Source organism: Brevibacillus sp. MER 51 (genome assembly GCF_023714195.1).
Classification (GTDB): domain Bacteria; phylum Bacillota; class Bacilli; order Brevibacillales; family Brevibacillaceae; genus Brevibacillus.
The window spans coordinates 275,678-298,555 of sequence record NZ_JAMAUS010000003.1; the positions used below are offsets into that span (position 1 = coordinate 275,678).

Consider the following 22,878-nt stretch of genomic DNA (forward strand, 5'->3'; position numbering starts at 1 on the left):
GGAAAAGGGAGGCAAGCTGGGGATGCGGGAGTGTTTCCCTTCGGCAAGTTTGTTCCGCTTAGTTCCGCGATCATTCATAAAATCTGTACAAATTGTGGCTATGTGATCGAAAGTTATGTTGAAAACCCATCAAAATTTAAAGGTTAATACTTCGGAGATTAAATGAAATGAGCAAACTACTATCCTATAAAGAAATTAGAATTAGCTCTTCTACATCACCAATTGCGTATAAGCAGGCTGGTTATCGTCAAAGGTTTCTAACCATTGAGGGAAAAGAAATAGCCAATACAGGCATAGATTGTGAAACCTGTCTTTTTTATGCCGACGTTTCAGGAATGGATATGAAAAGCGCAACAAAAATATCCAACAGAAAAGCTTTTCCAAGTTTTAACCTGATGAATTGGCTGTTGTGTCGGTACAAGAAATAAGCCAAGGTATTTTAACCCTGGCTTTGATCATCAATATACCATTTTACTAAAGAGAATTACAGAGGTCACTTAGCTGTTTCTTTAGCTGGTGTAGTAGGTGGTTGTTCGGGGCTTGCAGGGGGAGCGTTTTTATATTCAAAGACCATTTCGGAAATACTACTCAATCCGGTTTGTTCCATGCCTTTACTCGTCAAGGCAATTCTGCCAAATGCAGTAACAGTGGAAGGAATCCTTCCATCTGGTTTGATAATGGTCACAGAAACGGAGTTAACTTCTTCTTTCTTGTCTTTCGCTAAGGTCCGAGTATTTTCCACTAAAGCGCGCAATTCCTTTTCATCATCTGATTCTGTGGCTAAAGCAACCATCCACATTCCGGTGCTTTCGTCAAATCGGTCAATGGCTAATACATATGCAGGTAGCGGCACTTCTGGTGTGCTTGCCGTTTCACTACAGGCTGGAAGGATTAGTGCTAGTGCAAGTATTAAGGCTAGTCTAAATTTCAATCTGCAACTCTCCTAATTATTTTTTGGTTATTTTACCAAAGTTGAGGTAATTTTACTATAACTAAAAATGTACTCTTTCCGGAGGAACTGAATCCATGTGCCTAGAATTATTCGTCATGATAAGAGAAACACCAGGAATTGACCCTAATCCGATAGTCTCTCCTTATGTTTTGACAGGCAAGCTATCACATGAAAAAAGTCCTCATTTCTTCAAGCGTTTTCCGAAAAAACAGGCATGGTGGATGACAACCGAAGAGGGTTGTGCTTGTAGATTTAGCATTTCCAAGCATCCTGATAAAGTGAAATTCGGGATGTATCCAGAAGAGGAGAGACCTCGTCATTATCAAAGATACCTAGAGGATTATCAAAAAAGCATGAACAGAATGATGCATCTACGTGCTTGGTGTGAGGAGCTGCTAGATCACGACAAGACGCAGGTTGAACTGTATGGTCTGGGGATAGGTGAGAAATTCACGAAAAGAGAACCCATTTATTCAACGATCGAGGACCTCTTTACACCAAAAAAGTTTCGTTTGGACGAGCAGCATTACATCCTGACAAAATGAACCATTTGATAAGAAACTGCCAGAGTCCCTTGCGAGATTTTGATCCTCCTATGTAAAATAGAAAAGCATACAATACAAATACATACTACTAAGAGCGAGGCAGGTGCTGTGAAAGTGCGCAATTTGGATGAAATTCTCGCATTTAACCGCGAATTTGTGGCCAACCAAGAATATGAAAAGTACCAAACCACCAAGTTTCCTGATAAACGATTGGTCGTGCTGTCTTGTATGGATACCCGTTTGGTTGAACTTCTGCCGAAAGCCATGAACATGCGCAATGGGGATATCAAGCACGTAAAAAGCGCCGGGGCAATCGTGTCCCACCCTTTTGGAAGTATCATGCGTAGTATTCTAATTGCGATCTACGAATTGAATGCTGAAGAAGTGATGGTCGTCGGGCATTATGACTGCGGGATGAGTGCGATCGATAGCAAACGCACAATGGAGAAGATGCTGGAGCGAGGAGTCACGGCTCAAACGTTTTCCACGCTCCAACATGCGGGGATTAACTTACATAAATGGCTGCACGGGTTCGATCGTGTAGAGGAAAGTGTGAAAAATAGCGTAGAAACGATTAAAAATCACCCGCTCCTCCCACCGAATGTGGAGGTACATGGCTTACTCATTGACCCGGTGACGGGGAGATTGGACGTTGTCGTGAATGGGTATGAGCGAACGAAGGACAGTGAATGATCCTAACCTTGCTCCCATTTCGAGGAAAACATTTCTCCACAGAGTCACGAAATGGGTAGGGGGATTGATTGGTCTCGGAATAGCGACTGGCGTGTACGGTCATGTATGGGAACGTAAAGCACTTGATATCGTGCGATTGTCCATTACGATACCGGGATTGCCAGAAAGCTTTAAGGGAACAAAGCTCATTCATTTCAGCGATGTCCACCTCGGTCATTATTTTGAAACGAAAGAGTTGGAGTCGGTTATTGCTGTGATCCAGGGCGAAAAACCGGATTTGATTTGCTTCACAGGGGATATCGTTGATGAAGTGACACGACCTGTATTCGCCGCCGTTCCCCTTTTCAATCAGCTCCTAGCCCCATTAGGCAAATTCGCCGTTTTGGGCAACCACGATTATCGAGCTGGTGAACAGCAAAAAGTCCGGGATGGCTTGGTCGCGTCAGGATTCGAAGTGTTGGATAATCGGCATGTTGTCGTGCACAAAGATGGCCAGCAGTTATACATGGCGGGAGTGGATGACCTTTTCTATGGCGTACCAGATCTTTCAAAAGCGTTAGAAAATATTCCGCCAGAGGGCAGCGTTATCTTATTGGCTCATGAGCCTGATTTTGCTGATATGGCGTCACAATATCCCGTGCATCTTCAACTGTCTGGCCACAGTCATGGAGGACAGGTACGCTTGCCCTTCATTGGTCATCTATTGGCGCCGCAATACGGGCGTAAATATGTACAAGGAATGTATCAGGTAGGTGGTATGGCTGTGTACACCAACAGAGGATTGGGTACGACGATCTTGCCTGTTCGTTTGTTTTGCCGCCCGGAGCTTACGGTACTAACCCTACAGTGAATTTTGTTAATAATGTTCCTTGATCCATTGGACGAATTGCTGGAAAGCATCGTCCTCTTTTTTTGGATGAAGGTAGGCGATAAGGGTTGGGCGAACTAATTCGCCGTTTGCGATATCGTAGGCAACCAATCTTCCGGTCGCAAGCTCTTGTTGTATGGTTCTTTCCGGAAGGATGGTGATCCCTAGCTGCCGTTCGACCATTTTTTTAACAGCATTGAAGCTGTCCAATTCCATAATAATATTCGGAAAAACTCCCTTCTGTGCCAGATAGCGGTCAATCCGTTGGCGATAAGGAGCGGTGTGATTCCCGAACACAATCATTTCCTCGGTACCCCATGCTTGAAAACCTGGAAACCCAATTGCCCAAGGGTGGCTCGGGGCCATGACGAGCAGGAGTCGATCGCTGGGAAGAAATTCTTGATGGATGTGCGGGTGATACATTTCACTCCCGAGAAAGGCAATATCGGCTGTGCCGGTTAGCAGAGCGCTGAGGGACTCCTCGTACAACGTAGAGCGGACGTAGCAGGTAAAGCCCGGATGAGCAATCCGGTACTCACCAATCAGTCTCGGCAGTTCATAGGCGACAAAAGCTTTTCCTGCGACGATGTTCATCGATTGGCGCTGTTCTTTCTCTTGGATAAAGGAGCGCATTTGCTCCACGATATTTGTAGCCACCGGTAGTAACCGACGTCCTTCGCCAGTTAGACTCACTCCTGAAGCAGTGCGAACAAAAAGCGCACTCCCAACCTGGCGCTCTAGCTGCTTCAATCGGTGTGTAAGTGTTGATTGCGCCAAAAATAACGCCTGTGCAGCACGATTAATCGATCCATGACGAGCAATCGTCAAAAAAACCTCAAGACTTTCTCGATCCACTTTTAGTTGCCTCCTATTCAAATTCTCGATAACTAGTTATCTGTATTCTATAACAAGGATGACAAACATTGGAATATGATGTAGTCAGGAGGTGTTCCTGATGAAGAATGAGGAGATCAAACAGGCTGTACAAGCGCAATTTGGAAAAAATGCAGAGCAATACGTGCAAAGCAAGACGCATGCAAAAGGCAGCGACCTGGAACTGATGGTGGAGTGGATGCAGCCAAGAGAGAACTGGCGGGCACTGGATATCGCCACGGGAGGTGGGCACGTAGCGAGGACATTGGCTCCACATGTGAGCTTGGTCGTCGCCACGGATTTGACTCGTCCGATGCTCATGGCGGCATCTGCGGCCAATGATACAGCACTTGTCCATAATGTGATGTATGTTCAGGCTGACGCAGAATCTCTCCCGTTTCTCGATGGATCATTTGAGATCGTCACATGCCGAATTGCGGCTCATCATTTTCCCGATCCGGCGGCTTTTGTTCGTGAGGTGAGTCGCGTGCTTTCCCCTGGTGGGTTGTTTCTCTTCATCGACAATGTCTCTCCTGAGGAATCGTCACTCTCGGCATTCATAAATGAAATAGAGAAAACACGCGATCCCAGTCATGTTCGCTGTCTTTCCGTAAGTGAATGGCGAGGTTTGTTTGAAGCGAACGGCATGACTTTGCAAAAGCAGCAGGGACGCAAAAAAAGATTTGAATTTTTACCATGGGTCCAACGTACCTCCGAATCATCCGAGCAGGAAGCGAGCGTGGAAAAACTGCTGCTGAACGCTACAGATGAACAAAAAGAATATCTAGGGCTTACCACAAAGGATGGTAGAGTAATGACCCATCAGATTGACGAATGGATGGTTCTTTGCCAAAAATGAGGAGGAAATGAAGACGATGACAACAACAACGCATAAATGGATTGGGCTTGATCATGTACAATTAGCAGCACCAGCAGGAACAGAGGACGTAGCGCGCAAGTTTTTCGGTGAGCTCTTGGGAATGCCGGAGGTTCCAAAGCCAGCGAAGCTTCTTGTTCGAGGGGGTGTATGGTTTCAATGTGGTGCCCAAATGATTCATATTGGCGTAGAAGAAGGATTCATTCCCGCGAAAAAAGCGCATCCGGCGTTTCTCGTGCAAAACATTGGTTCACTGATGGAGCACCTGCAAGCAAATGGGGTATCGTTTCGGATTGATGAAGAAATCCCGCACCTTATCCGCTTTTTCACAGAGGACCCATTTGGGAACCGATTGGAGTTCATGGAGGCGAAACAGGAATGACAATTGATTTTCACGCGGAGAAAAACCAGTTGAGCTATACAGGGAGAACCGCCGACAATTCGTGGAGTCAGGCGATCCAGTCGCTCGTCAATCCCGTGGGAAAAAACGTCGTGGACATCGGTTGTGGTGGTGGAATTTATACCAAGGCTTGGTCTGGGTTAGGAGCTGCTTCTGTCACGGGGGTTGATTTTTCCCAGGTGATGGTTGATGCGGCGAGAGAGCAATGCGCTGACGATCCGAAGATTTCGTTTGCACAGGGGGATGCACGGGCAACCGGCTTGCCGAGTCAATGTGCGGATATTGTATTCGCTCGCGCCTTGATCCATCATTTCCCGGAGCAAGACTTGCAGAAATTTTTTAAAGAAGTCATTAGGCTATTGGCACCGGAGGGAATTTGCTTAATCCAAGACCGGACGATGGATGATGTCAAAATGCCGGCCTCGCCGACTCATTTTCGCGGTTATTTCTTTACGCGATACCCGCGCTTGCTAGCGATAGAGCAGACACGAAGACCGGATGATACAACGGTGCAGGACACCATGAAGCTCGCGGGGCTTGAGCAGGTGAACAAGACAACACTATGGGAGACTAGACGAGAATACAATAGCTGGTCTGATTTGGAAGCTGACTTGCTTTCAAGAAAAGGCCGATCCATTCTGTATGAATTAACTGATGACGAACTGAAAGACCTCGTACATACCATCCATGGTCACGTAGCCGGGCAAGAAAAATGGATCGAGCAGGATTGCTGGAGTATCTGGATAGGCAGCGCAACTTGTGGCACAATAAAAGGAAAACAATTGTGAAACTTTTTGTTCACAAATTTGGATATGCTTGTCTCATAATACCCGAAGCTATATAATGGAATTGCCATTGTATTCCTGTTGCGTCATCATGGTGAAGGAGTTGTCGTTAATGAAAATCGTTTTATTTGACATCCTGATGTTTATCTTCACATTCTTTATCGCTTGGGGCTGTTTGAATTCCATCAGAGCGAAAAACACATTTGCAATCTTATTTGGCTTTGTATCTTTGGTGGTTTTCCTGTTCGCAGACGGTTTGATCATTTACTACCTGGCCAAAGGTGCGTAGGTGAAACTGAAAACGCTTCGCTTAAAAGAGGCTGTGCATTTCGTGCACAGTCTCTTTTTTTTTGCATGTGAGAAGGAAATATTTAGCATACTAAAGGCGGAGGTGGAAAAGTGGGCAAACGAAAAGGTTCTGCAGCACATTCATACACGGCTGTCGTAGCGGCTGATCTGAAGACGAAGCAGTTGTGCAAACGTCTCCACTCCCATCATATCGCCATCATTGATCATCCGGACGTTGATGAGATAGCAGCACAGTCCTTGCTGGAAAGAGGGGTAAAAGTCGTCCTCAACCTATCGGCATTCATGACGGGGCAATACCCGGCTGAAGGGGCTCGCCAACTTTTAACAAACGGGATCACACTCTATGAGGTACTGGATGTAGATGTGTCGGATTCGTTCATGGAGTGGATCGAGGGCAAGTATGCAACAATCCGTGAAGAAAATCTGTACATCCTATTGGAAGAAAAGTGGGTCCATGTATGCAGGCTGCAGCAGGTGACGGTTCCCTCCATTTTAAAACGATGGCATGAAGCGCACGATAAGTTGGATGACACACTCTCTTCGTTTATCGACAATACACTTTTGTACGCCAGCAAGGAAAAAGACCTATTTTTAAAACCGCTTTGCCATGTGCGATTACATACAAAAATGGAGCAGCGACATGTCGTTGTCGTCGTTCGCGGGAAACATTACAGAGAGGACTTGCTGACGCTATCTTCCTACATTCGGGAATATCGACCTGTTTTGATCGGGGTCGATGGTGGTGCAGATGCCCTCATGGAAGCAGGATATCGTCCAGATCTGATTGTGGGAGATATGGACAGCATCTCGGACAGAGCGCTCCAATGCGGAGCGGAGATTGTCGTACATGCTTTTGTGAATGGGACAGCACCTGGAACGACTCGCGTAAAAGCTCTCGGTTTGCCTTATCATGTCTTGCCAGCGCCTGGTACGAGCGAAGATGTGGCGATGCTGTTAGCGTACGAAAAGGAGGCTGAACTGATCGTCACGATCGGTGCTCATACCAATATGATTGATTTTCTGGAAAAAGGCCGTAAAGGTATGGCAAGCACGTTATTGGTCCGCACGAAGATCGGGACAAAGCTAATTGATGCCAAAGGAGTCAGTCATCTCTATAGGCCGAGCGAGTCATGGAAGCTGTGGGGTTGGTGCCTAGTCGCTATGCTTCTCCCTGTTTCAGCCGCGCTCGTTATTAATCCAATCGCCCGCAGTGCTGTACAGATGATTTGGACACAATGGCGGACTTGGACTTTATGAACAACGCACTTTTCATGGAGGTATACATGATACCCTTCCGCTATCATTTGATTTCACTGGCTGCCATATTTGTCGCACTTGGGGTAGGGATCTTGTTAGGAGGGACGGCAGGCCATTCATGGATAACACAAGGAACTAAAAGCATTCTTTCCAATATGGAAGCAAAGTACGATCGCGCTCTCAAAAGCAACCATGAATTAAGGCAGCAAATGAATCGATTGCTAAAGGAAGTTGCGCGCAGCAACCAAGAAGTTGTCCAGCTCATGAGCATACGCTATGTGGACGAACTTGCAGGAAGCAAGGTGTATGTTTGGCAGGAGGATGGCAACGTTTCTGAACAGCTTACGCAACTGATGCATTCAGTAGGCATGGATGTGGTTTCTTATCGCGAGGGTGACAGTTGGGAAGATGGGGTGCTTTTGGTGGTAGCAAGGCAAGCCCCGCTTTGGCTACGGGAAAAACAGATGAATTCCTGGATACAGGTCGTAGAAATGCCCGACTCTCCTGCAAAACAATGGGCACTCTTAGAACAAGTGCAAAAGAGATTGACTGAGAGGAAGGGCTCGCGTGAAAAAAGTTAGTGTCGTCATCCCGGCGTTCAACGAACAGGCTTCCATTGGTGATACTCTCCGTGCCATCCGTGAACGCTTTTTTTGTGATGAACTGATCGTCGTTGATGATGGCAGTAAAGATGAGACGGCAGACATCGCAAGCAAGTGGGCGGATAGGGTCATTCGAGTGCCGCGCAATCAAGGGAAAGGTGCAGCTGTTCAATTGGGCTGGCAGTACGCCAGTGGGGATGTGGTCATGCTTCTGGACGGTGATTTGCGAGACAGCGCAGCAGAAGCCGCACAGTTGCTTACACCGGTGCTACAAGATGTCTGTGATATGGCGGTAGCTGTTCTGCCACCTCCGAAAGTGAAAGCAGGTCTCGGATTAGCAAAAGGCTTGGCCCATCATGGCATTCGGATGTTGACAGGCTTTGAAACAAAAGCCCCTTTATCGGGACAACGCGCAATACGTCGCGAGCTTCTTGAGCAATTAGGGAGCCAGGATAGAGGATTTGGCATAGAGGTGGGGCTCACTGTCGATGCTTTGCGGGCAGGGTATCGTGTAGCAGAGGTCCCTGTCTTTTTTTCGCATCGTGAAACGAAAAACGATTGGGCAGGCTTCTGTCATCGGGGGAAAGAGTTTGTCGCGATTAGCCGAACGCTATGCTGGAAATGGTGGGAGGGGCAAGTGTGGAAACGAAAATCATGATAATGATACTCGTCGCGGTCGTTTTTCCACTGGTGCTTGACCGTCCCCTGTATAAAGTCGGCACACAAAAGCTCAAAGCGCTTGGAATGAATCGATTCAATTACGATGGAGAGCCGGTATTGACAGCAGGGGGGCTCATCCTCGTATGTTCGAGCGTTATAACTGGGATAGTTCTAATCGGATTACTTTGGCTCAGAAGGGTCGATCGCGAGCTTTTCCTGCACGGTATTTTATTTCTGACAGGTATGATTACGATGGCCTTTTGGGGCTGGCGTGATGATTGTGCATCAGATCGGGATGTAAAAGGCTTTCGTGGACATTTCGGTGTGTTATGGCGAGAAAGGCGAATAACCAGCGGCATGTGGAAGTTAATTGGGGGGACAAGCACGGCCTTTTGTCTCACCCTTGCTCTTTCGAACACGTTGTGGGCTGAGTTTGTGGCCTTTGGTTTGCTTGCGCTCACACCCAATATCATTAACTTGTTTGATCTGCGGCCAGGACGAGCGATTAAAGTATTTTGGTGCCTGATAGCACTCGCTGTAGGTTTTGGCCTACTGACAATAGGAGCCAGTGCGGCAATGGTCAACTGGATTTTGTTGATTCCTATCTTTCTTGCGAGCATCCTCCTATTTCCCCACGACGTTGGCGGCAAAATCATGCTCGGAGATACAGGTTCGAATGCCTTAGGTTTTGCAGCAGGCTTTTTCTTTGTCATCGGGACACCGATTTATGTGCAGACGAGTATGCTCATGCTTTTTTTGTGTCTTCAGATTGCGGCAGAATTTTGCTCGTTTTCCCGCGTTATTGAACAGATTGGTTGGCTCCGTCGACTCGACCAATGGGGGAGAGTTACAGAAGCTGAAAATAAAGAAAACCAGACTGGCTCGTCCGGTTTGGTCTAGTCCTCGTCATCAGGTTCAGGAACCATGAAACGGGGCTGTACGCGATTTTTTTTGCGTTCGTGATGAAGAATAAATCCGGCAATAAACCATACAGGGATGGCGAAAGCCAGTATACCTAGAATGAGTTTTCCCCATAAAAATCCAACGTCTGGAGAGGCAGAATAGAAGAATGCGTCACGGATTAATTTGATTCCGTACATGGCGATTGCCGCCGGAATTACCATAATTAAGAGTGCAATGATTTTCTGAAAAACCAAGGGTTTTCACCCCTTTCTCGAATGCGTAAAGGACTACAATAATTACGGGACGGTCTTTTCATCATATCGGATGCGTTCAGCCTTGTCCACCGTACCTGTTGCACACGAACGAGCGCACGTTAGGGAAGAACGCCTGTCCATCAACGATTTGTTGGAGTACAATGGTTACGAGTAAGATCGTAAAGAGGTTGTTCAAAAAGTGAGGGGTCTCTCGCATGCACAAGCTGCTCATCGTTGGTGCGGGACGTGGTGGAACAGCACTCCTGCGGATGCTAAACCAGATGGACCGATTACAAGTTGTTGCTGTCGTCGATCAAAGGCCGGACGCCCCAGGCATACTGCTTGCCCAATCATTGGGGATTCCCGTCGATCAGGATTATCGGCCTTATTTGGATGAGGATCTGGATGTCATTTTAGAAGCTACAGGGGATCTGGGGGAGTATGAGCACCTCAGGCAATTAAAAAAAGACAAGACAGTGCTCATCCCAGGAACGTTTACAAGAATCGTCATGAAATTGATTCGCGAACGCGATAAGCTGATTGCCGTTTTGATGCAAAATCAGCGAGAGCGGGAAACGATGCTAAACTCTACACATGACGCGATCATCGGGGTCAATCGCCAAGGAATTATTACGTTGTTCAACAAAGCTGCAGAGCGATTGATGGGCATCGAGGCGAGTGAAGTGCTGGATACTAAAGTTTCAGAGCGTATACCGAACACTCGGTTACATATTGTATTAACGACAGGCTCTCCCGAATTGAATCAGGAGCAAGTCTTGCCGAATCAGACGCGCATTATTACAAACCGCGTGCCCGTTCGCAATGATCGAGGAGAAGTTGTCGGAGCTGTTGCCATTTTCCGTGATATTACAGAAATCATGGCGTTGGCAGAAGAAGTGACGAACTTGAAAGATTTGCAGAGCATGCTGCAAGCGATTATTCAATCATCGGACGAAGCGATATCAGTCGTTGACCAATACGGGAATGGGCTTTTGATCAACCCGGCCTACACAAGGCTTACGGGTTTTTCGCAAGAAGACATTATCGGGAAACCAGCGACGGTAGATATTTCCGAAGGCGACAGTATGCACATGCAAGTCCTGAAAACGAAGAAGGCAGTGAGAGGCGTCCCTATGAAACTGGGACCAAAGCGCAAGGACGTCGTGGTCAATGTTGCGCCGGTTGTGGTCGATGGGGAGCTGAAAGGCAGCGTTGGCGTCATTCACGATGTCTCCGAATTCAAGCGTCTGTCAGAAGAGCTGGAGAAAGCTCGTCGCATCATCCGCAATCTGGAGGCAAAATATAGCTTTGCAGACATCATCGGCTATAGCGAGTCCATGCAGCAGGCGATCGAGCAAGCCAAAAAAGCGGCGTCAACACCAGCAACTGTCCTTCTCCGCGGGGAATCGGGAACAGGGAAAGAACTGTTTGCGCACGCCATACATAATGCAAGCGAACGAAAATACAACCAGTTCATCCGGGTAAATTGTGCAGCGATCTCAGAGAGCCTCTTGGAGAGTGAGCTTTTCGGGTATGAGGAAGGCGCGTTTACAGGTGCGCGTCGAGGAGGGAAGCGGGGGCTGTTTGAGGAAGCGAGCGGTGGAACCATCTTTTTGGACGAGATCGGCGAGCTGTCCATGAGCATGCAGGTCATGCTTTTGCGCGTCCTGCAGGAGCGAGAGGTTGTGCGTGTCGGTGGAACGAAGCCGATCAACATCGATGTTCGCGTCATTGCGGCTACCCATGTGAATCTGGAGGCAGCGATCGGAGCGGGACGTTTCCGTGAAGACCTGTACTATCGTCTCCACGTCGTACCGATTCATATCCCTCCACTCAGACAGCGCTTGGAAGATATTAAGCCGATTGCTATGCACCTGCTACGAAAAGCCAATCTGGAATACGGAAGAAATGTAGAAGAGCTGCATGAAGAAACATGGCAGATGCTTCTGTCCTACCACTGGCCAGGCAATGTACGCGAGCTAGAGAATGTACTGGGCAGAGCGATGATTCATATGCGGATCAACGAGCGAATCATTATGCCGGAGCATTTACCCCCATTGGAAAGAAGAATCGTTTCGACCAAAAAGGAAGAGGCCCAGCATGAGGGTTCCACTGGCACTACGTTAAAAGAAGCGGTGGAAAAGGCCGAACGTCAGCACATATTGCGGGAACTGGCGGCAGCCAAAGGCAATCGCACTCTTGCAGCCAAGCGCCTCGGAATCGCGATTCGCAGTTTGTACTACAAGATGGAAAAATTGGGCATCATGGATGTGCAGGAAGAGTAAGGAAATGGGTGTGCAAAATATTGCACGCAAATCTTTGCGCGTATATGCAAAAAAATGCAGACTTGACGCAGGGACGATCATCCCGCGTTCTCTAAAATAAAGCGCTTTCACAAGGTTGGTTTTGTTGGCATGACTTTTGCATATACCTCTTGGCGGGAAATTCTCCAAATGGAGCCCACTGTTACGCCAGCTTACTTAAGCGGAAAACGAAAGATACTAGGGAGGTTTCTTCAGTGAACATCTTTGACTACATGCAAAAGTACGATTACGAGCAATTGGTATTTTGCCAAGACGAAAATTCCGGTTTGAAAGCAATCATTTGCATTCATGATACGACATTAGGACCAGCACTCGGCGGTACGCGCATGTGGCCGTATAAAACAGAAGAAGAGGCGATTGTGGACGTACTGCGTCTCGGTCGTGGGATGACTTACAAAAACGCAGCAGCAGGACTGAACATCGGTGGTGGTAAAGCAGTCATCATCGGTGATCCGCGCGAGCATAAGAGCGAAGAGCTGTTCCGTGCTTTCGGTCGCTATATTCAAGGGCTGAATGGCCGTTACATCACAGCTGAGGATGTAGGAACAACGGTAGCAGACATGGATATGATCCACTTGGAAACCGATTTTGTCACAGGTGTTTCTCCTGCATTCGGTTCCAGTGGCAATCCATCCCCTGTCACAGCTTACGGTGTCTACCGCGGAATGAAAGCTGCAGCTAAATTGGCGTTTGGTTCCGACTCTCTCTCCGGACGAGTGATTGCTGTACAAGGTGTAGGAAACGTAGCGTACAATCTGTGCCGCCATCTGCATGAAGAAGGCGCGCATTTGATCGTAACGGATATCAATCAAGAAAACGTAGATCGCGCAGTGAATGATTTCGGTGCGAAAGCTGTTGGTGTTAACGAGATCTTTGGCGTAGAGTGCGATATCTTCTCTCCTTGCGCATTGGGTGCGATCATCAACGATGACACCATTCCACTCTTCAAAGCAAAAGTGATTGCAGGGGCAGCCAACAACCAGCTGAAAGAAGAGAGACACGGCGACCAAATTCACGAAATGGGTCTGATCTACGCGCCTGACTACGTGATCAATGCTGGTGGTGTAATCAACGTGGCAGATGAGCTGCAAGGCTACAACCGCGAGCGTGCACTGAAAAAAGTAGAAACAATCTATGACAGCATCCTGAAAATTTACGAAATCGCTGAACGTGACGGCATGGCTTCCTACAAAGCTGCTGACCGCATGGCGGAAGAGCGCATTGCAAGTGTTGCCAGATCACGTAATACTTTCCTGCAAAACGGCAAGACTGTTTACAAGCGCTAATCTTGTTTCATCTATTAGGTTCATACTCCTGTCCGCTCTTCTAAGGAGGGCGGTCAGGAATACATAAACGATTTTCTTTGAATATTCATATTCTCGTTAATACGCAGGTTAGCTTTCCGAATGAAAGGAGAGATCGTGGTGTCTCAAGAGTTTGATCTAGTCGTCCTCGGGGGAGGTACCGGCGGTTATGTAGCGGCAATCCGCGCTTCCCAATTGGGAATGAAGGTAGCAATCGTGGAAAAAGAAAAGCTCGGTGGTACTTGCTTACACCGTGGTTGCATCCCATCCAAAGCGCTATTGCGCAGTGCAGAAGTATTCTCCACCCTGAAGGAAGCTGACAAATACGGAGTCTCGGCAGGTGCTGTAGGCTATGACTTCACCAAAATACAAGAGCGAAAGCAAGGCATTATCGACCAACTTCACAAAGGGATTCAATACTTGATGAAAAAAGGCAGCATTACTGTCTTTGAAGGCTTTGGAAGAGTCATGGGGCCTTCCATTTTTTCTCCGCAGGCAGGTGCTGTACGCATTGAAAAGGAAAATGGGGACCAAGAAATGATCGTTCCACGATTCCTTTTGCTGGCAACAGGTTCCCGTCCACGCACACTCCCGGGTTTGGTCATCGACGGATCCTATGTGGTAACAAGCGATGAAGCATTGCAGTGGGAGCAATTGCCTGCTTCTGTTGTCATCGTGGGTGGAGGTGTCATCGGGATTGAGTGGGCTTCCATGCTCAATGATTTCGGTGTGGAAGTAACTGTTGTGGAGTACGCCGACCGCATTTTGCCGTTTGAGGATGAAGAAGTGAGCAAGGAATTGGCTCGCCTGTTGAAAAAGCGGAAAGTCAACATCGTGACGGGAGCAAAGGTACTGCCTGAATCGTTGGAAAAAAGGGAAGGCAAAGTCTCTATTCAAGCGGAAGTCAAGGATGGAGTCCAAACCTTTGAAGCCGAAAAGGTACTCGTATCAGTAGGACGCCAAGCGAACGTAGAAAACATCGGTTTGGAAGCAACAGAAATCAAAGTCGAGCGCGGCGTAGTCGTAGTTAATGAATACTTCCAGACAGCAGAGTCTCATATTTATGCGATTGGAGACGTTATTGGCGGTCTGCAATTGGCGCATGTTGCTTCGCATGAAGGAATACTCGCGGTAGAGCACATGGCTGGACAAAACCCGCACCCGATGGATTACACCAAGGTTCCGAAATGTACGTATAGCCGACCTGAAGTCGCAAATGTCGGACTCACTGAAAAAGAAGCAAAAGAACAAGGCTACGATGTGAAAATCGGCAAGTTCAGCTTCAAGCCACTAGGCAAAGCACTAATCCACGGTGAGAATGACGGCTTTGTGAAGTTGGTCGTTGATGCCAAGACCAATGATTTGTTAGGGGTTCACATGATCGGTACACATGTGACAGATATGATTTCCGAAGCGGGCCTGGCCCGTGTGCTGGATGCGACTCCGTGGGAGATCGGTCAGACGATTCACCCGCATCCATCCTTATCCGAGGCAATCATGGAGGCAGCTCAGGCTGTCGACGGAAAAGCGATACACAATTAGCAAGGAGGGAATGTAACGATGACAACCAAGCGACATGAGCAAGTGGGATTAACCGATGCACAAGTCCTTGACATGTATTATTACATGCTATTGGCCAGAAAAATTGACGAGCGCCAATGGCTGTTGAATCGTGCGGGCAAAGTACCGTTTGTGATTTCCTGCCAGGGTCAGGAAGCAGCTCAGGTGGGAGCCGCTTTTGCGATGGAAAAAGACAGAGATTTCTTGTGCCCGTACTATCGCGATCTTGGTTTGGTGCTGGTCTTTGGCCAAACAGCCCGTGATTGCATGCTGTCCGCTTTTGCGAAAGCAGAAGATCCGAATAGCGGAGGAAGACAGATGCCAGGTCACTTCGGTGGCAAGAAGTACAATATTTTGACTGGCTCAAGCCCTGTGACTACCCAAGTGCCACACGCAGTCGGTATGGCTTTGGCAGGTAGAATGAAGCAAAAAGATTTTGTTGTGTATGCATCGTTCGGTGAAGGATCCAGCAACCAGGGTGACTTCCACGAAGGTGCGAACTTTGCGGGTGTCCACAAGCTCCCGGTTATCTTTTTCTGCGAAAACAATAAATACGCGATCTCTGTACCACTGAAAAAGCAGTTGGCTTGTGAAAGTGTAGCAGACCGTGCGATCGGTTATGGCTTTCCGGGAGTCAGTGTGGACGGAAACGATCCGATTGAAGTATATCGTGTCATGAAAGAAGCGGTTGAACGTGCTCGCAGTGGTCAAGGTCCGACGCTGATCGAAGCCGTTATGTACCGCCTTGTTCCGCACTCCAGTGACGATGACGATCGTGTGTATCGTACGAGAGAAGAAGTGGAAGAAGCGAAGAAAAAGGACCCATTGATTGTTTTCGCTACGTATTTAAGAGAGATCGGGCTCTTGGACGAACACAAGGAAGCAGATATGCTTGCTCGCGTACAACTGGAAGTGGATGAAGCCACTGAATATGCAGAAAACGCGCCATATCCTACGCCAGAATCGACAATGACGTACGTATACGGGGAATAAGGGGGGGATCTTTTATGGCAGTCATTTCTTTTATTGATGCAATTACAATGGCGATGCGTGAAGAAATGCGTCGCGATTCCAATGTGTTCATTCTAGGAGAAGACGTTGGCGTTCGTGGTGGAGTTTTCCGTGCGACAAACGGATTGATTGAAGAGTTTGGCGAGGAACGCGTGATTGATACGCCACTGGCTGAATCCGCAATTGTCGGTGTAGGGATTGGTGCGGCAGCTTACGGTATGCGTCCAATCGCAGAGATTCAGTTTGCGGACTTCATCATGCCAGCTGTGAACCAAATTGTCAGTGAGGCGGCGAAAATGCGCTATCGTTCGAACAACGACTGGCATTGCCCGATCACGATTCGTGCTCCTTTCGGCGGAGGGGTTCACGGTGCATTGTACCACTCGCAATCTGTGGAAGCGATGTTCACCAACACTCCTGGCTTGAAAGTAGTAGCACCTTCGACACCTTATGATGCTAAAGGTCTTCTGAAAGCAGCTATCCGCGATGAAGATCCGGTGCTCTTTTTCGAGCACAAGCGTTGCTATCGCTTGATCAAGGGCGAAGTGCCTGAGGATGACTATGTACTGCCGATTGGCAAAGCGGACGTCAAGCGAGAGGGGACAGACATCACAGTCATCTCCTACGGTTTGACTCTCCACTTCGCACTGCAAGCTGCGGAAAAGCTCGCTCAAGAAGGCATCAGCGCGCATGTTCTCGATTTGCGCACACTGTATCCGTTGGACAAAGAAGCGATTGTTGAAGCGGCTTCGAAGACAGGCAAAGTATTGATCGTACACGAGGACAACAAAGAAGGCGGCGTTGGCGGTGAGGTAGCTGCCATTATAGCGGAGCATTGCTTGTTCGATTTGGATGCACCGATTAAACGTCTTTGTGGTCCGGATGTACCAGCGATGCCATACAGCCCGCCAATGGAAAAATACTTTATGCTGAACCCGGAAAAAGTATTGGAAGCAATGCGCGAGCTGGCCAACTTTTAAGGCGAGGAGGACCAAGGATCATGGCAACGAAAGTACTTATGCCCCAGCTCGGAGAGAGCGTGACCGAGGGCACCATCAGCAAATGGTTGGTCAATGTAGGCGACACGGTCAAGAAATACGATTCGCTGGCTGAAGTGACGACGGATAAAGTAAACGCAGAGGTTCCTTCTACCGTTTCTGGACGCGTTACTGAGATCGTCGTGCCAGAAGGTGAGACAGTCGCTGTCGGCACATTGATCCTATATATAGAAGAAAGTGGTGCGGAAGGTGGAACTGCAGCGCCTGCTAGCACGACGGAAACTACGGCTCCCCAAGCGCCTGTAACCGAGCAGCCAAAGGCAGCTACGCCGGCTGTATCCATTGAACAAGCACCAGTCGTCGATGGATCAAAACAACGTTATTCACCTGCTGTTGTCATGCTCTCCCAGCAACATGGCATTGACTTGTCCCGCGTTGCAGGGACTGGAGCAGGCGGGCGCATTACCCGTAAAGATGTCCAAGCGATTATCGACGCGGGCGGTCAAAAGCCAGCCGAGACAGGAAAGGAAACGGTCGCGCAGGCACCCGTAGCAGCGGTCGAACAAACTACTGTCGTTTCAACACCCGCACCGGTAGCGCCAGCTTCTACTCCTGCTGTTTCCGTAGATATTCCGGTTGCAAGCGGTGATCAAGTTGTACCTGTAACCTCCATTCGTCGTACGATTGCAAACCGGATGGTGCAGAGCAAGCATGAAGCTCCACACGCTTGGACGATGGTCGAAGTAGATGTGACCAATCTCGTTAACTTCCGCAATCAGGCAAAAGGTGAATTTGCGAAAAAAGAAGGGCTCAACCTCACGTTCCTGCCGTTCTTTATCAAAGCGGTTGTAGAAGCGTTGAAAGAGTACCCAATGATCAATTCCACATGGGCACATGACAAAATCATTGTGAAAAAGGACATCAACATCTCCATCGCAGTAGCTACGGAAGATGCTCTCTATGTTCCTGTCATCAAGCATGCTGACCAAAAATCAATTCTTGGCATTGCTAAGGCAGTCGATGATCTGGCAGCGCGGACCCGTGCAGGGAAATTGACGATGGATGATATGACAGGCGGGACCTTTACGGTTAACAATACAGGCTCCTTCGGCTCTGTTTTGTCCCAGCCGATTATCAATGCTCCGCAAGCTGCGATTCTTAGTGTCGAGTCCATTGTGAAGCGCCCTGTCGTCATTAACGATATGATCGCAGTGCGTTCTATGGTCAATCTGTGCATGTCCTTGGATCATCGCGTGCTGGACGGTCTGATATGCGGGCGATTCCTGCAAAGTGTGAAACAAAAGCTTGAAAATGTAGGACCGGATACCAAGTTGTACTAGGGTGTCGAAAAACCAGGTCAAGTAAAGACCTGGTTTTTTTGATAAAAGAATCGCCAAAAAAATTTTCCAAATGGATCATTACGCATGTAACTTTTTCCGAGACATCTTCGTCATAACAGTTGGAGCCAGTAAGTCTCATAAATGACATAGAAATCATTCCCACCTGATAGCATTTGTGGTAGACTGGTAGCGTCCTGCTAGAGGGTTTTCCAGATTAAGGGTAAATATGGGAGGAAAAACATGGAGAAAAGTAAAAAAGCACTACCAATAGTGCTGGCATCAGCGCTCGCCGCTACACCTTTTGTTGCAGTACCGCAAGCATATGCAATTGAAAAGTTGGATGTATCAGCTGATAACGATGGTGCCGGGAAAGAAAGTGAGTATGATATTAAATTCACGCTAGAAGAAGACCTGGCGAGTGGAGATACCATCACGGTTGATTTCGACGATGATTTCGATGTGGATGATAGTATCAGTAAGAAAGATATTTCCGGTATAGATGTGAAAAGGGTAGAAGTGGATGACAATGAAGTGACCATCACGGTGGATGAGGATTTTGATGAAGGGGATAAAATCTCGTTTACCATTAAAAAGGGAATCACAAACCCCGATGACAAGGGTACATATGACGTAAGTGTAGAAACCGAAAATGAGAGCTCTGACACAGACGAAGTTGAGATCAAAAAAAGCAGCTCCAGCAGCAGTAGCAAGTCCAAAAACGATTACAGCGTTACGCTGAGCAGCAAAGCAGCGGGCGAAAAAGTAAGCCTCAAACTCGGCAAAATTTCTCTGAAAGGTAGCGATGAGCTGGAGACGAACTCCACGATTACCGTCACTTTCCCGGAGAAAGGCATGTTGCCTTCGAGCATTGATGAAGACGATGTAACGGTAAACGGTACGAAAGCGAAATCCGTCAGCATCAGTGGTAGCTCGGTAGATATCAAGATTCCAAGTGGAGCAGACTCAGATGATTACATTACGTTGGAATTTGACAAATCTGCTGGCATTGAGAATCCTAGTTCCGGTGACAAATATGTTTTCAAAGTGAAATACGACGGTACGACATATGAGTCAGATGAATTTGAAATTACGAAAAACGGCTCCGGCTCAAGCAGCGCTTCCGACAGCTTTACGGTTAATCTGTCTGATCCAGGTGCGGGGGCTCGCACTAGCTACACGTTTGATGCTGACTTCGGCAGCAAAGAGCTGAAAGAAGATGGAGAATTGATTCTTGAGTTCCCGTCCTCTGATATGGTACCGGGCATTTTGACAGCATCAGACTTTTTGCTCAATGGGAAATCAGCGAAAAAAGCAACTGCAGTAGGGAACAGAGTCGCCCTGGTTGCACCAACCGGCTTCAAAGCGACTAGCAAAGTGAAGGTTGAAGTTACTTACGGAGCGTGGATTTCGAATCCAAAAACGGCTGGCAACTACACGTTGAAGGCTACTGTTTCCGGAAGAACTTTGGAATCCAAATCCTTCAGCATCGGTGGTTCTTCGGTGAACCCGACGCCAACTAACCCAACTAACCCAACAAATCCAGTACCTGTACCAAATACAGGTATTAACAATAGCACTGCAACTATCGCATTGACACAAAATGCACTTGGCAAGCAGACAGGTGTAAATGTAGCAATCAAAGGATTGGGTGTTGGTCTGCAAAAGCAGCGTGATTTCATCGAGATCGTATTCCCGGTAGGCTACAAGGTACCGGCTTATATCGCACCAGCTAACATCTCTGTGAATGGTGTAGGTGCGAATTTCGTTGCAGTTCGTGGACAAAACGTTCTGATTTATCCGTCTCAGGATATTCCTGCGGCAACAAACGCTAATATCGTGATCAATCCAGCAGCGAACATCGTAAATCCTGCTGTGAAAAACACATATAGCATTAGCGTATTTACTTCCGAAGAAAGAGGTTTGTTGTTTTCTCGTATTGTTGGAGTAGGAATGCCTTCCCCGGCTCAACCAAAGCCTGCAACGCCAACACCACAACAGCCGCAACAACCATCGACTGCTATTCCAGCGAACTCGGCTTCCTTTAAAGTAAATACGGCAAACTTCACCCTGCATGGCAAAACGTATCCTCTGTCTGCAGCTCCATACATTGATGGAAATACGACTATGGTTCCAGCCCAATTCTTTAAAGAAGCGCTGGCACTGACTACGCAATGGAACAATACAAGTGTTGCTGTTATCAGTGGAACCAAAGTCGTGAAGTTTACAGTTGGATCGAAAACAGCAAAAGTAGGGAAAACAGATATTCAACTGCCTGCACCTGTTGTCCTCAAAAACGGCATGCCAATGATTCCGATCCGTACAGTAACGGATAATCTTGGTTACAAAGTAGGCTGGGATGCGAAAACTTCCAGCGTATACGTATACAAATAAAAATTAGCTGGGACAAACGAAAAACCCCTTTCCGCTTTTTGGTCGGAAAGGGGTTTTCATTGTGAATCATCACTCGTTTATTGAAAGTAAAAAAACGTGGGAACGATGAGTGAAAGTATTAGAATGCCGATCAGGATTTTGGCAAAAAGCGATTGGTGTCTCATTCTAATCAAACCTCCTTTCAAGGCAGAGGAAATTATCAGGTGATTCTGTAAGTGGCTGTGCTAGAATGAAGAAAAGGATATCATTGGCTTTCTTTTTTCGCCCATGTTGAAATTGTACCGAAATGTAGCCAATGAGACAACCACTTACAAAAGGATGATGATTCGTGAGCGCACCGAAAAAAATTGCCCATATCGGCATTGCGGTAAAAAGCTTGGAAAAGACGCTTCCCTTTTATACCGAGCAATTGGGATTGGAGTTGGTTGGAACCGAAATCGTAGAGAGCGAACAAGTACAAGTGGCATTTTTAAAGATCGGGGAAAGTCATATTGAATTACTAGAGCCGTTGAGTGATGAAAGTCCGATAGCAAAGTTTATGGAAAAACGCGGAGAAGGCATTCACCACATTGCGTTTGATGTAGATGATGTTGCGGGTCGGCTAGTTACATTAAAAGAACAAGGTGTACCTCTAATCCACGAGGTCCCCAAAGCGGGTGCGCACGATGCGTTGATTGGATTTTTGCATCCGAAGGCTGCGAATGGCGTGTTGTATGAGCTCTGCCAATATCCGAAAGAATCATAGGCGTTTACGTAGTAGAAAAAATTTTTTTGCGGTATACTGGAACTTGTGAATATGTACCAAAATCGGGCAGTACGATCAGGAGGTAACGAGTGTGAGTACGATCAACCAAGAGCGTTTGTTAAATGAATTTTTAGAGCTCGTCCAGATTGACAGTGAAACGAAGAACGAAGCAGAGATCAACAAGGTGCTCAAAGAAAAACTGATTGAGATGGGCTTTACCGTAGAAGAGGATGACGCAGCAGCGAAAACCGGACATGGTGCCAACAATCTGATCGCAACGTTGGAGGGCACTGGAAAAGGTCCAACCATCCTGTTTAGCAGCCATATGGATACGGTTGTGCCAGGAAACGGAATCAAGCCTCAGATTCGCGATGGCTACATTTATTCTGATGGAACAACGATCCTCGGTGCGGATGACAAAGCAGGAATAGCAGCGATTTTTGAAGGCATTCGCAGCATGAAAGAGCAAAACCTGCTACATCCTACGATCCAAGTCGTATTGACGGTAGGAGAAGAGTCCGGACTTGTAGGCTCCCGTGCAATGGATTCCAGCCTGCTGAAAGCAGAAATGGGCTTCATCCTTGATTCGGAAGGTCCAGTTGGAAAAATTACAGTAGCTGGTGCTGGCCAATACCGCATCGTAACCAAAATCCACGGCAAAGCAGCGCATGCAGGTGTGAATCCAGAGGATGGCATCAGTGCTATATCGGTGGCTAGTAAAGCAATTTCCCGTATGCCACTGGGCCGTATCGATGCGGACACAACTGCGAACATCGGTCGTTTTGAAGGCGGAAAAGCGTACAATATCGTAACAGATTATGTGGAAATTTGGTCTGAGGCTCGCAGCTTGGTAATGGACAAGCTGGAAGCTCAAGTGAAGAAAATGACGACAGCATTTGAAGAAGTGGCAGCCGAGATGGGTGCGACTTGCGAAAATGAGGTTATCTTTATGTACCATGGCTACAAGTTCAACGAAGAAACGCCAGTTGTACAAAAAGCGATTGCAGCGGTTAAACGTGTAGACCGCAATCCTGAACTGGTTGCGAGCGGCGGCGGAAGCGACGGTAATGTATTTAACGGCTACAACGTACCAAGCGTAAACTTTGCCATTGGCTATGAAGAAATCCATACAAAAAATGAGCGCATGCCAATCGCTGAACTGAACAAAGCGGCTGAGCTGGTGCTTGCTGTTATTGCAGAAGTACAAGAGTAACCAAAAGAAGTCGG

24 protein-coding genes are annotated in these 22,878 nt (G+C 47.5%); 21 read left to right on the forward strand and 3 right to left on the reverse strand.

What is annotated here, in order from left to right; genetic code table 11:
* The first annotated feature begins 167 nt into the window (after positions 1 to 167).
* Complete coding sequence (locus M3630_RS08435; RefSeq protein WP_251251819.1) at positions 168 to 428, forward strand: hypothetical protein; 261 nt, start codon at positions 168 to 170, stop codon at positions 426 to 428.
* Between the two features lie 65 nt (positions 429 to 493).
* Here M3630_RS08435 and M3630_RS08440 read toward each other — a convergent pair whose 3' ends face one another.
* Positions 494 to 931 carry a hypothetical protein gene (locus tag M3630_RS08440; RefSeq protein WP_251251820.1) on the reverse strand — a complete coding sequence of 146 codons (438 nt, stop codon included), beginning with the start codon at positions 929 to 931 and terminating at the stop codon, positions 494 to 496.
* A gap of 95 nt (positions 932 to 1,026) precedes the next feature.
* Here M3630_RS08440 and M3630_RS08445 point away from each other — a divergent pair, with 95 nt between their 5' ends.
* From M3630_RS08445 to M3630_RS08455, 3 genes are all read left to right on the forward strand, one after another.
* A complete protein-coding gene (locus M3630_RS08445) occupies positions 1,027 to 1,497 on the forward strand; it encodes a hypothetical protein (RefSeq protein ID WP_251251821.1) in 471 nt (156 codons plus the stop codon).
* Between the two features lie 114 nt (positions 1,498 to 1,611).
* Complete coding sequence (locus M3630_RS08450) at positions 1,612 to 2,190, forward strand: beta-class carbonic anhydrase (protein ID WP_173609838.1); 579 nt, start codon at positions 1,612 to 1,614, stop codon at positions 2,188 to 2,190.
* Positions 2,165 to 3,040: a metallophosphoesterase gene (locus M3630_RS08455; protein WP_251251822.1), complete on the forward strand. Its 876-nt coding sequence runs from the start codon at positions 2,165 to 2,167 to the stop codon at positions 3,038 to 3,040. Before M3630_RS08450 ends, M3630_RS08455 begins: the two co-directional genes overlap by 26 nt.
* Before the next feature lie 6 nt (positions 3,041 to 3,046).
* On the opposite strand, the gene M3630_RS08460 is transcribed toward M3630_RS08455, so the two are convergent.
* On the reverse strand, positions 3,047 to 3,913 hold the full coding sequence (locus M3630_RS08460; protein WP_251251823.1) for a LysR family transcriptional regulator: 867 nt from the start codon (positions 3,911 to 3,913) through the stop codon (positions 3,047 to 3,049).
* A 100-nt stretch (positions 3,914 to 4,013) separates the two neighbouring features.
* On the opposite strand from M3630_RS08460, the gene M3630_RS08465 reads away from it, so the two are divergent.
* From M3630_RS08465 to M3630_RS08500, 8 genes are all read left to right on the forward strand, one after another.
* Positions 4,014 to 4,790: a class I SAM-dependent methyltransferase gene (locus M3630_RS08465; RefSeq protein WP_173609590.1), complete on the forward strand. Its 777-nt coding sequence runs from the start codon at positions 4,014 to 4,016 to the stop codon at positions 4,788 to 4,790.
* 16 nt (positions 4,791 to 4,806) lie between these two features.
* Entirely contained in the window at positions 4,807 to 5,190 is a 384-nt protein-coding gene (locus tag M3630_RS08470; RefSeq protein WP_173609589.1) for a VOC family protein, read from the forward strand.
* Positions 5,187 to 5,996, forward strand: coding sequence for a class I SAM-dependent methyltransferase (locus M3630_RS08475; protein ID WP_251251824.1), 810 nt, complete (start codon positions 5,187 to 5,189; stop codon positions 5,994 to 5,996). The genes M3630_RS08470 and M3630_RS08475 overlap by 4 nt, the downstream gene beginning before the upstream one ends.
* 109 nt (positions 5,997 to 6,105) lie before the next feature.
* Entirely contained in the window at positions 6,106 to 6,282 is a 177-nt protein-coding gene (locus tag M3630_RS08480; RefSeq protein ID WP_173609587.1) for a DUF2759 family protein, read from the forward strand.
* A 110-nt stretch (positions 6,283 to 6,392) separates the two neighbouring features.
* Positions 6,393 to 7,559, forward strand: coding sequence for a putative cytokinetic ring protein SteA (gene steA / locus M3630_RS08485; protein ID WP_251251825.1), 1,167 nt, complete (start codon positions 6,393 to 6,395; stop codon positions 7,557 to 7,559).
* Between the two features lie 26 nt (positions 7,560 to 7,585).
* Complete coding sequence (locus tag M3630_RS08490; protein WP_251251826.1) at positions 7,586 to 8,140, forward strand: copper transporter; 555 nt, start codon at positions 7,586 to 7,588, stop codon at positions 8,138 to 8,140.
* Complete coding sequence (locus M3630_RS08495; RefSeq protein WP_251251827.1) at positions 8,127 to 8,819, forward strand: glycosyltransferase family 2 protein; 693 nt, start codon at positions 8,127 to 8,129, stop codon at positions 8,817 to 8,819. The genes M3630_RS08490 and M3630_RS08495 overlap by 14 nt, the downstream gene beginning before the upstream one ends.
* On the forward strand, positions 8,801 to 9,721 hold the full coding sequence (locus tag M3630_RS08500; RefSeq protein WP_251251828.1) for an MraY family glycosyltransferase: 921 nt from the start codon (positions 8,801 to 8,803) through the stop codon (positions 9,719 to 9,721). Before M3630_RS08495 ends, M3630_RS08500 begins: the two co-directional genes overlap by 19 nt.
* On the opposite strand, the gene M3630_RS08505 is transcribed toward M3630_RS08500, so the two are convergent.
* A complete protein-coding gene (locus tag M3630_RS08505) occupies positions 9,718 to 9,978 on the reverse strand; it encodes a DUF2627 domain-containing protein (RefSeq protein WP_007720834.1) in 261 nt (86 codons plus the stop codon). The two genes, M3630_RS08500 and M3630_RS08505, sit on opposite strands and share 4 nt — an antisense overlap.
* A gap of 215 nt (positions 9,979 to 10,193) precedes the next feature.
* On the opposite strand from M3630_RS08505, the gene M3630_RS08510 reads away from it, so the two are divergent.
* The 9 genes from M3630_RS08510 (at position 10,194) to M3630_RS08550 (ending at position 22,864) form a co-directional block, all read left to right on the forward strand.
* Positions 10,194 to 12,263 (forward strand): sigma 54-interacting transcriptional regulator, encoded by a 2,070-nt coding sequence (locus M3630_RS08510; protein ID WP_173609582.1) that lies wholly within the window; start codon positions 10,194 to 10,196, stop codon positions 12,261 to 12,263.
* 233 nt (positions 12,264 to 12,496) lie between these two features.
* A complete protein-coding gene (locus M3630_RS08515) occupies positions 12,497 to 13,588 on the forward strand; it encodes a Glu/Leu/Phe/Val dehydrogenase dimerization domain-containing protein (protein ID WP_047068882.1) in 1,092 nt (363 codons plus the stop codon).
* A gap of 138 nt (positions 13,589 to 13,726) precedes the next feature.
* The gene (gene lpdA / locus M3630_RS08520) at positions 13,727 to 15,148 is read left to right on the forward strand and encodes a dihydrolipoyl dehydrogenase (RefSeq protein ID WP_251251829.1); all 1,422 of its coding nucleotides are present in this window, start codon (positions 13,727 to 13,729) and stop codon (positions 15,146 to 15,148) included.
* 18 nt (positions 15,149 to 15,166) lie between these two features.
* Positions 15,167 to 16,159 (forward strand): thiamine pyrophosphate-dependent dehydrogenase E1 component subunit alpha, encoded by a 993-nt coding sequence (locus M3630_RS08525; protein WP_173609580.1) that lies wholly within the window; start codon positions 15,167 to 15,169, stop codon positions 16,157 to 16,159.
* Positions 16,160 to 16,173: 14 nt separating this feature from the next.
* Positions 16,174 to 17,157: an alpha-ketoacid dehydrogenase subunit beta gene (locus M3630_RS08530; RefSeq protein WP_173609579.1), complete on the forward strand. Its 984-nt coding sequence runs from the start codon at positions 16,174 to 16,176 to the stop codon at positions 17,155 to 17,157.
* A gap of 20 nt (positions 17,158 to 17,177) precedes the next feature.
* Positions 17,178 to 18,515 (forward strand): dihydrolipoamide acetyltransferase family protein, encoded by a 1,338-nt coding sequence (locus M3630_RS08535; protein ID WP_255688409.1) that lies wholly within the window; start codon positions 17,178 to 17,180, stop codon positions 18,513 to 18,515.
* 240 nt (positions 18,516 to 18,755) lie between these two features.
* Positions 18,756 to 20,906: a copper amine oxidase N-terminal domain-containing protein gene (locus M3630_RS08540; protein WP_251251830.1), complete on the forward strand. Its 2,151-nt coding sequence runs from the start codon at positions 18,756 to 18,758 to the stop codon at positions 20,904 to 20,906.
* Between the two features lie 328 nt (positions 20,907 to 21,234).
* Positions 21,235 to 21,651, forward strand: coding sequence for a methylmalonyl-CoA epimerase (gene mce / locus M3630_RS08545; RefSeq protein ID WP_142065105.1), 417 nt, complete (start codon positions 21,235 to 21,237; stop codon positions 21,649 to 21,651).
* Positions 21,652 to 21,742: 91 nt separating this feature from the next.
* On the forward strand, positions 21,743 to 22,864 hold the full coding sequence (locus tag M3630_RS08550) for a M20/M25/M40 family metallo-hydrolase (protein ID WP_251251831.1): 1,122 nt from the start codon (positions 21,743 to 21,745) through the stop codon (positions 22,862 to 22,864).
* Positions 22,865 to 22,878 lie beyond the last annotated feature (14 nt).

What these genes read in the sequence shown, in the direction of transcription:
- M3630_RS08435 (WP_251251819.1), top strand. Translation starts at nt 168, where the DNA reads ATGAGCAAACTACTATCCTATAAAGAAATTAGAATTAGCTCTTCTACA.
- M3630_RS08445 (WP_251251821.1), top strand. Translation starts at nt 1,027, where the DNA reads ATGTGCCTAGAATTATTCGTCATGATAAGAGAAACACCAGGAATTGAC.
- M3630_RS08455 (WP_251251822.1), top strand. Translation starts at nt 2,165, where the DNA reads ATGAGCGAACGAAGGACAGTGAATGATCCTAACCTTGCTCCCATTTCG.
- M3630_RS08465 (WP_173609590.1), top strand. Translation starts at nt 4,014, where the DNA reads ATGAAGAATGAGGAGATCAAACAGGCTGTACAAGCGCAATTTGGAAAA.
- M3630_RS08470 (WP_173609589.1), top strand. Translation starts at nt 4,807, where the DNA reads ATGACAACAACAACGCATAAATGGATTGGGCTTGATCATGTACAATTA.
- M3630_RS08475 (WP_251251824.1), top strand. Translation starts at nt 5,187, where the DNA reads ATGACAATTGATTTTCACGCGGAGAAAAACCAGTTGAGCTATACAGGG.
- M3630_RS08480 (WP_173609587.1), top strand. Translation starts at nt 6,106, where the DNA reads ATGAAAATCGTTTTATTTGACATCCTGATGTTTATCTTCACATTCTTT.
- M3630_RS08490 (WP_251251826.1), top strand. Translation starts at nt 7,586, where the DNA reads ATGATACCCTTCCGCTATCATTTGATTTCACTGGCTGCCATATTTGTC.
- M3630_RS08510 (WP_173609582.1), top strand. Translation starts at nt 10,194, where the DNA reads ATGCACAAGCTGCTCATCGTTGGTGCGGGACGTGGTGGAACAGCACTC.
- M3630_RS08525 (WP_173609580.1), top strand. Translation starts at nt 15,167, where the DNA reads ATGACAACCAAGCGACATGAGCAAGTGGGATTAACCGATGCACAAGTC.
- M3630_RS08530 (WP_173609579.1), top strand. Translation starts at nt 16,174, where the DNA reads ATGGCAGTCATTTCTTTTATTGATGCAATTACAATGGCGATGCGTGAA.
- M3630_RS08535 (WP_255688409.1), top strand. Translation starts at nt 17,178, where the DNA reads ATGGCAACGAAAGTACTTATGCCCCAGCTCGGAGAGAGCGTGACCGAG.
- M3630_RS08540 (WP_251251830.1), top strand. Translation starts at nt 18,756, where the DNA reads ATGGAGAAAAGTAAAAAAGCACTACCAATAGTGCTGGCATCAGCGCTC.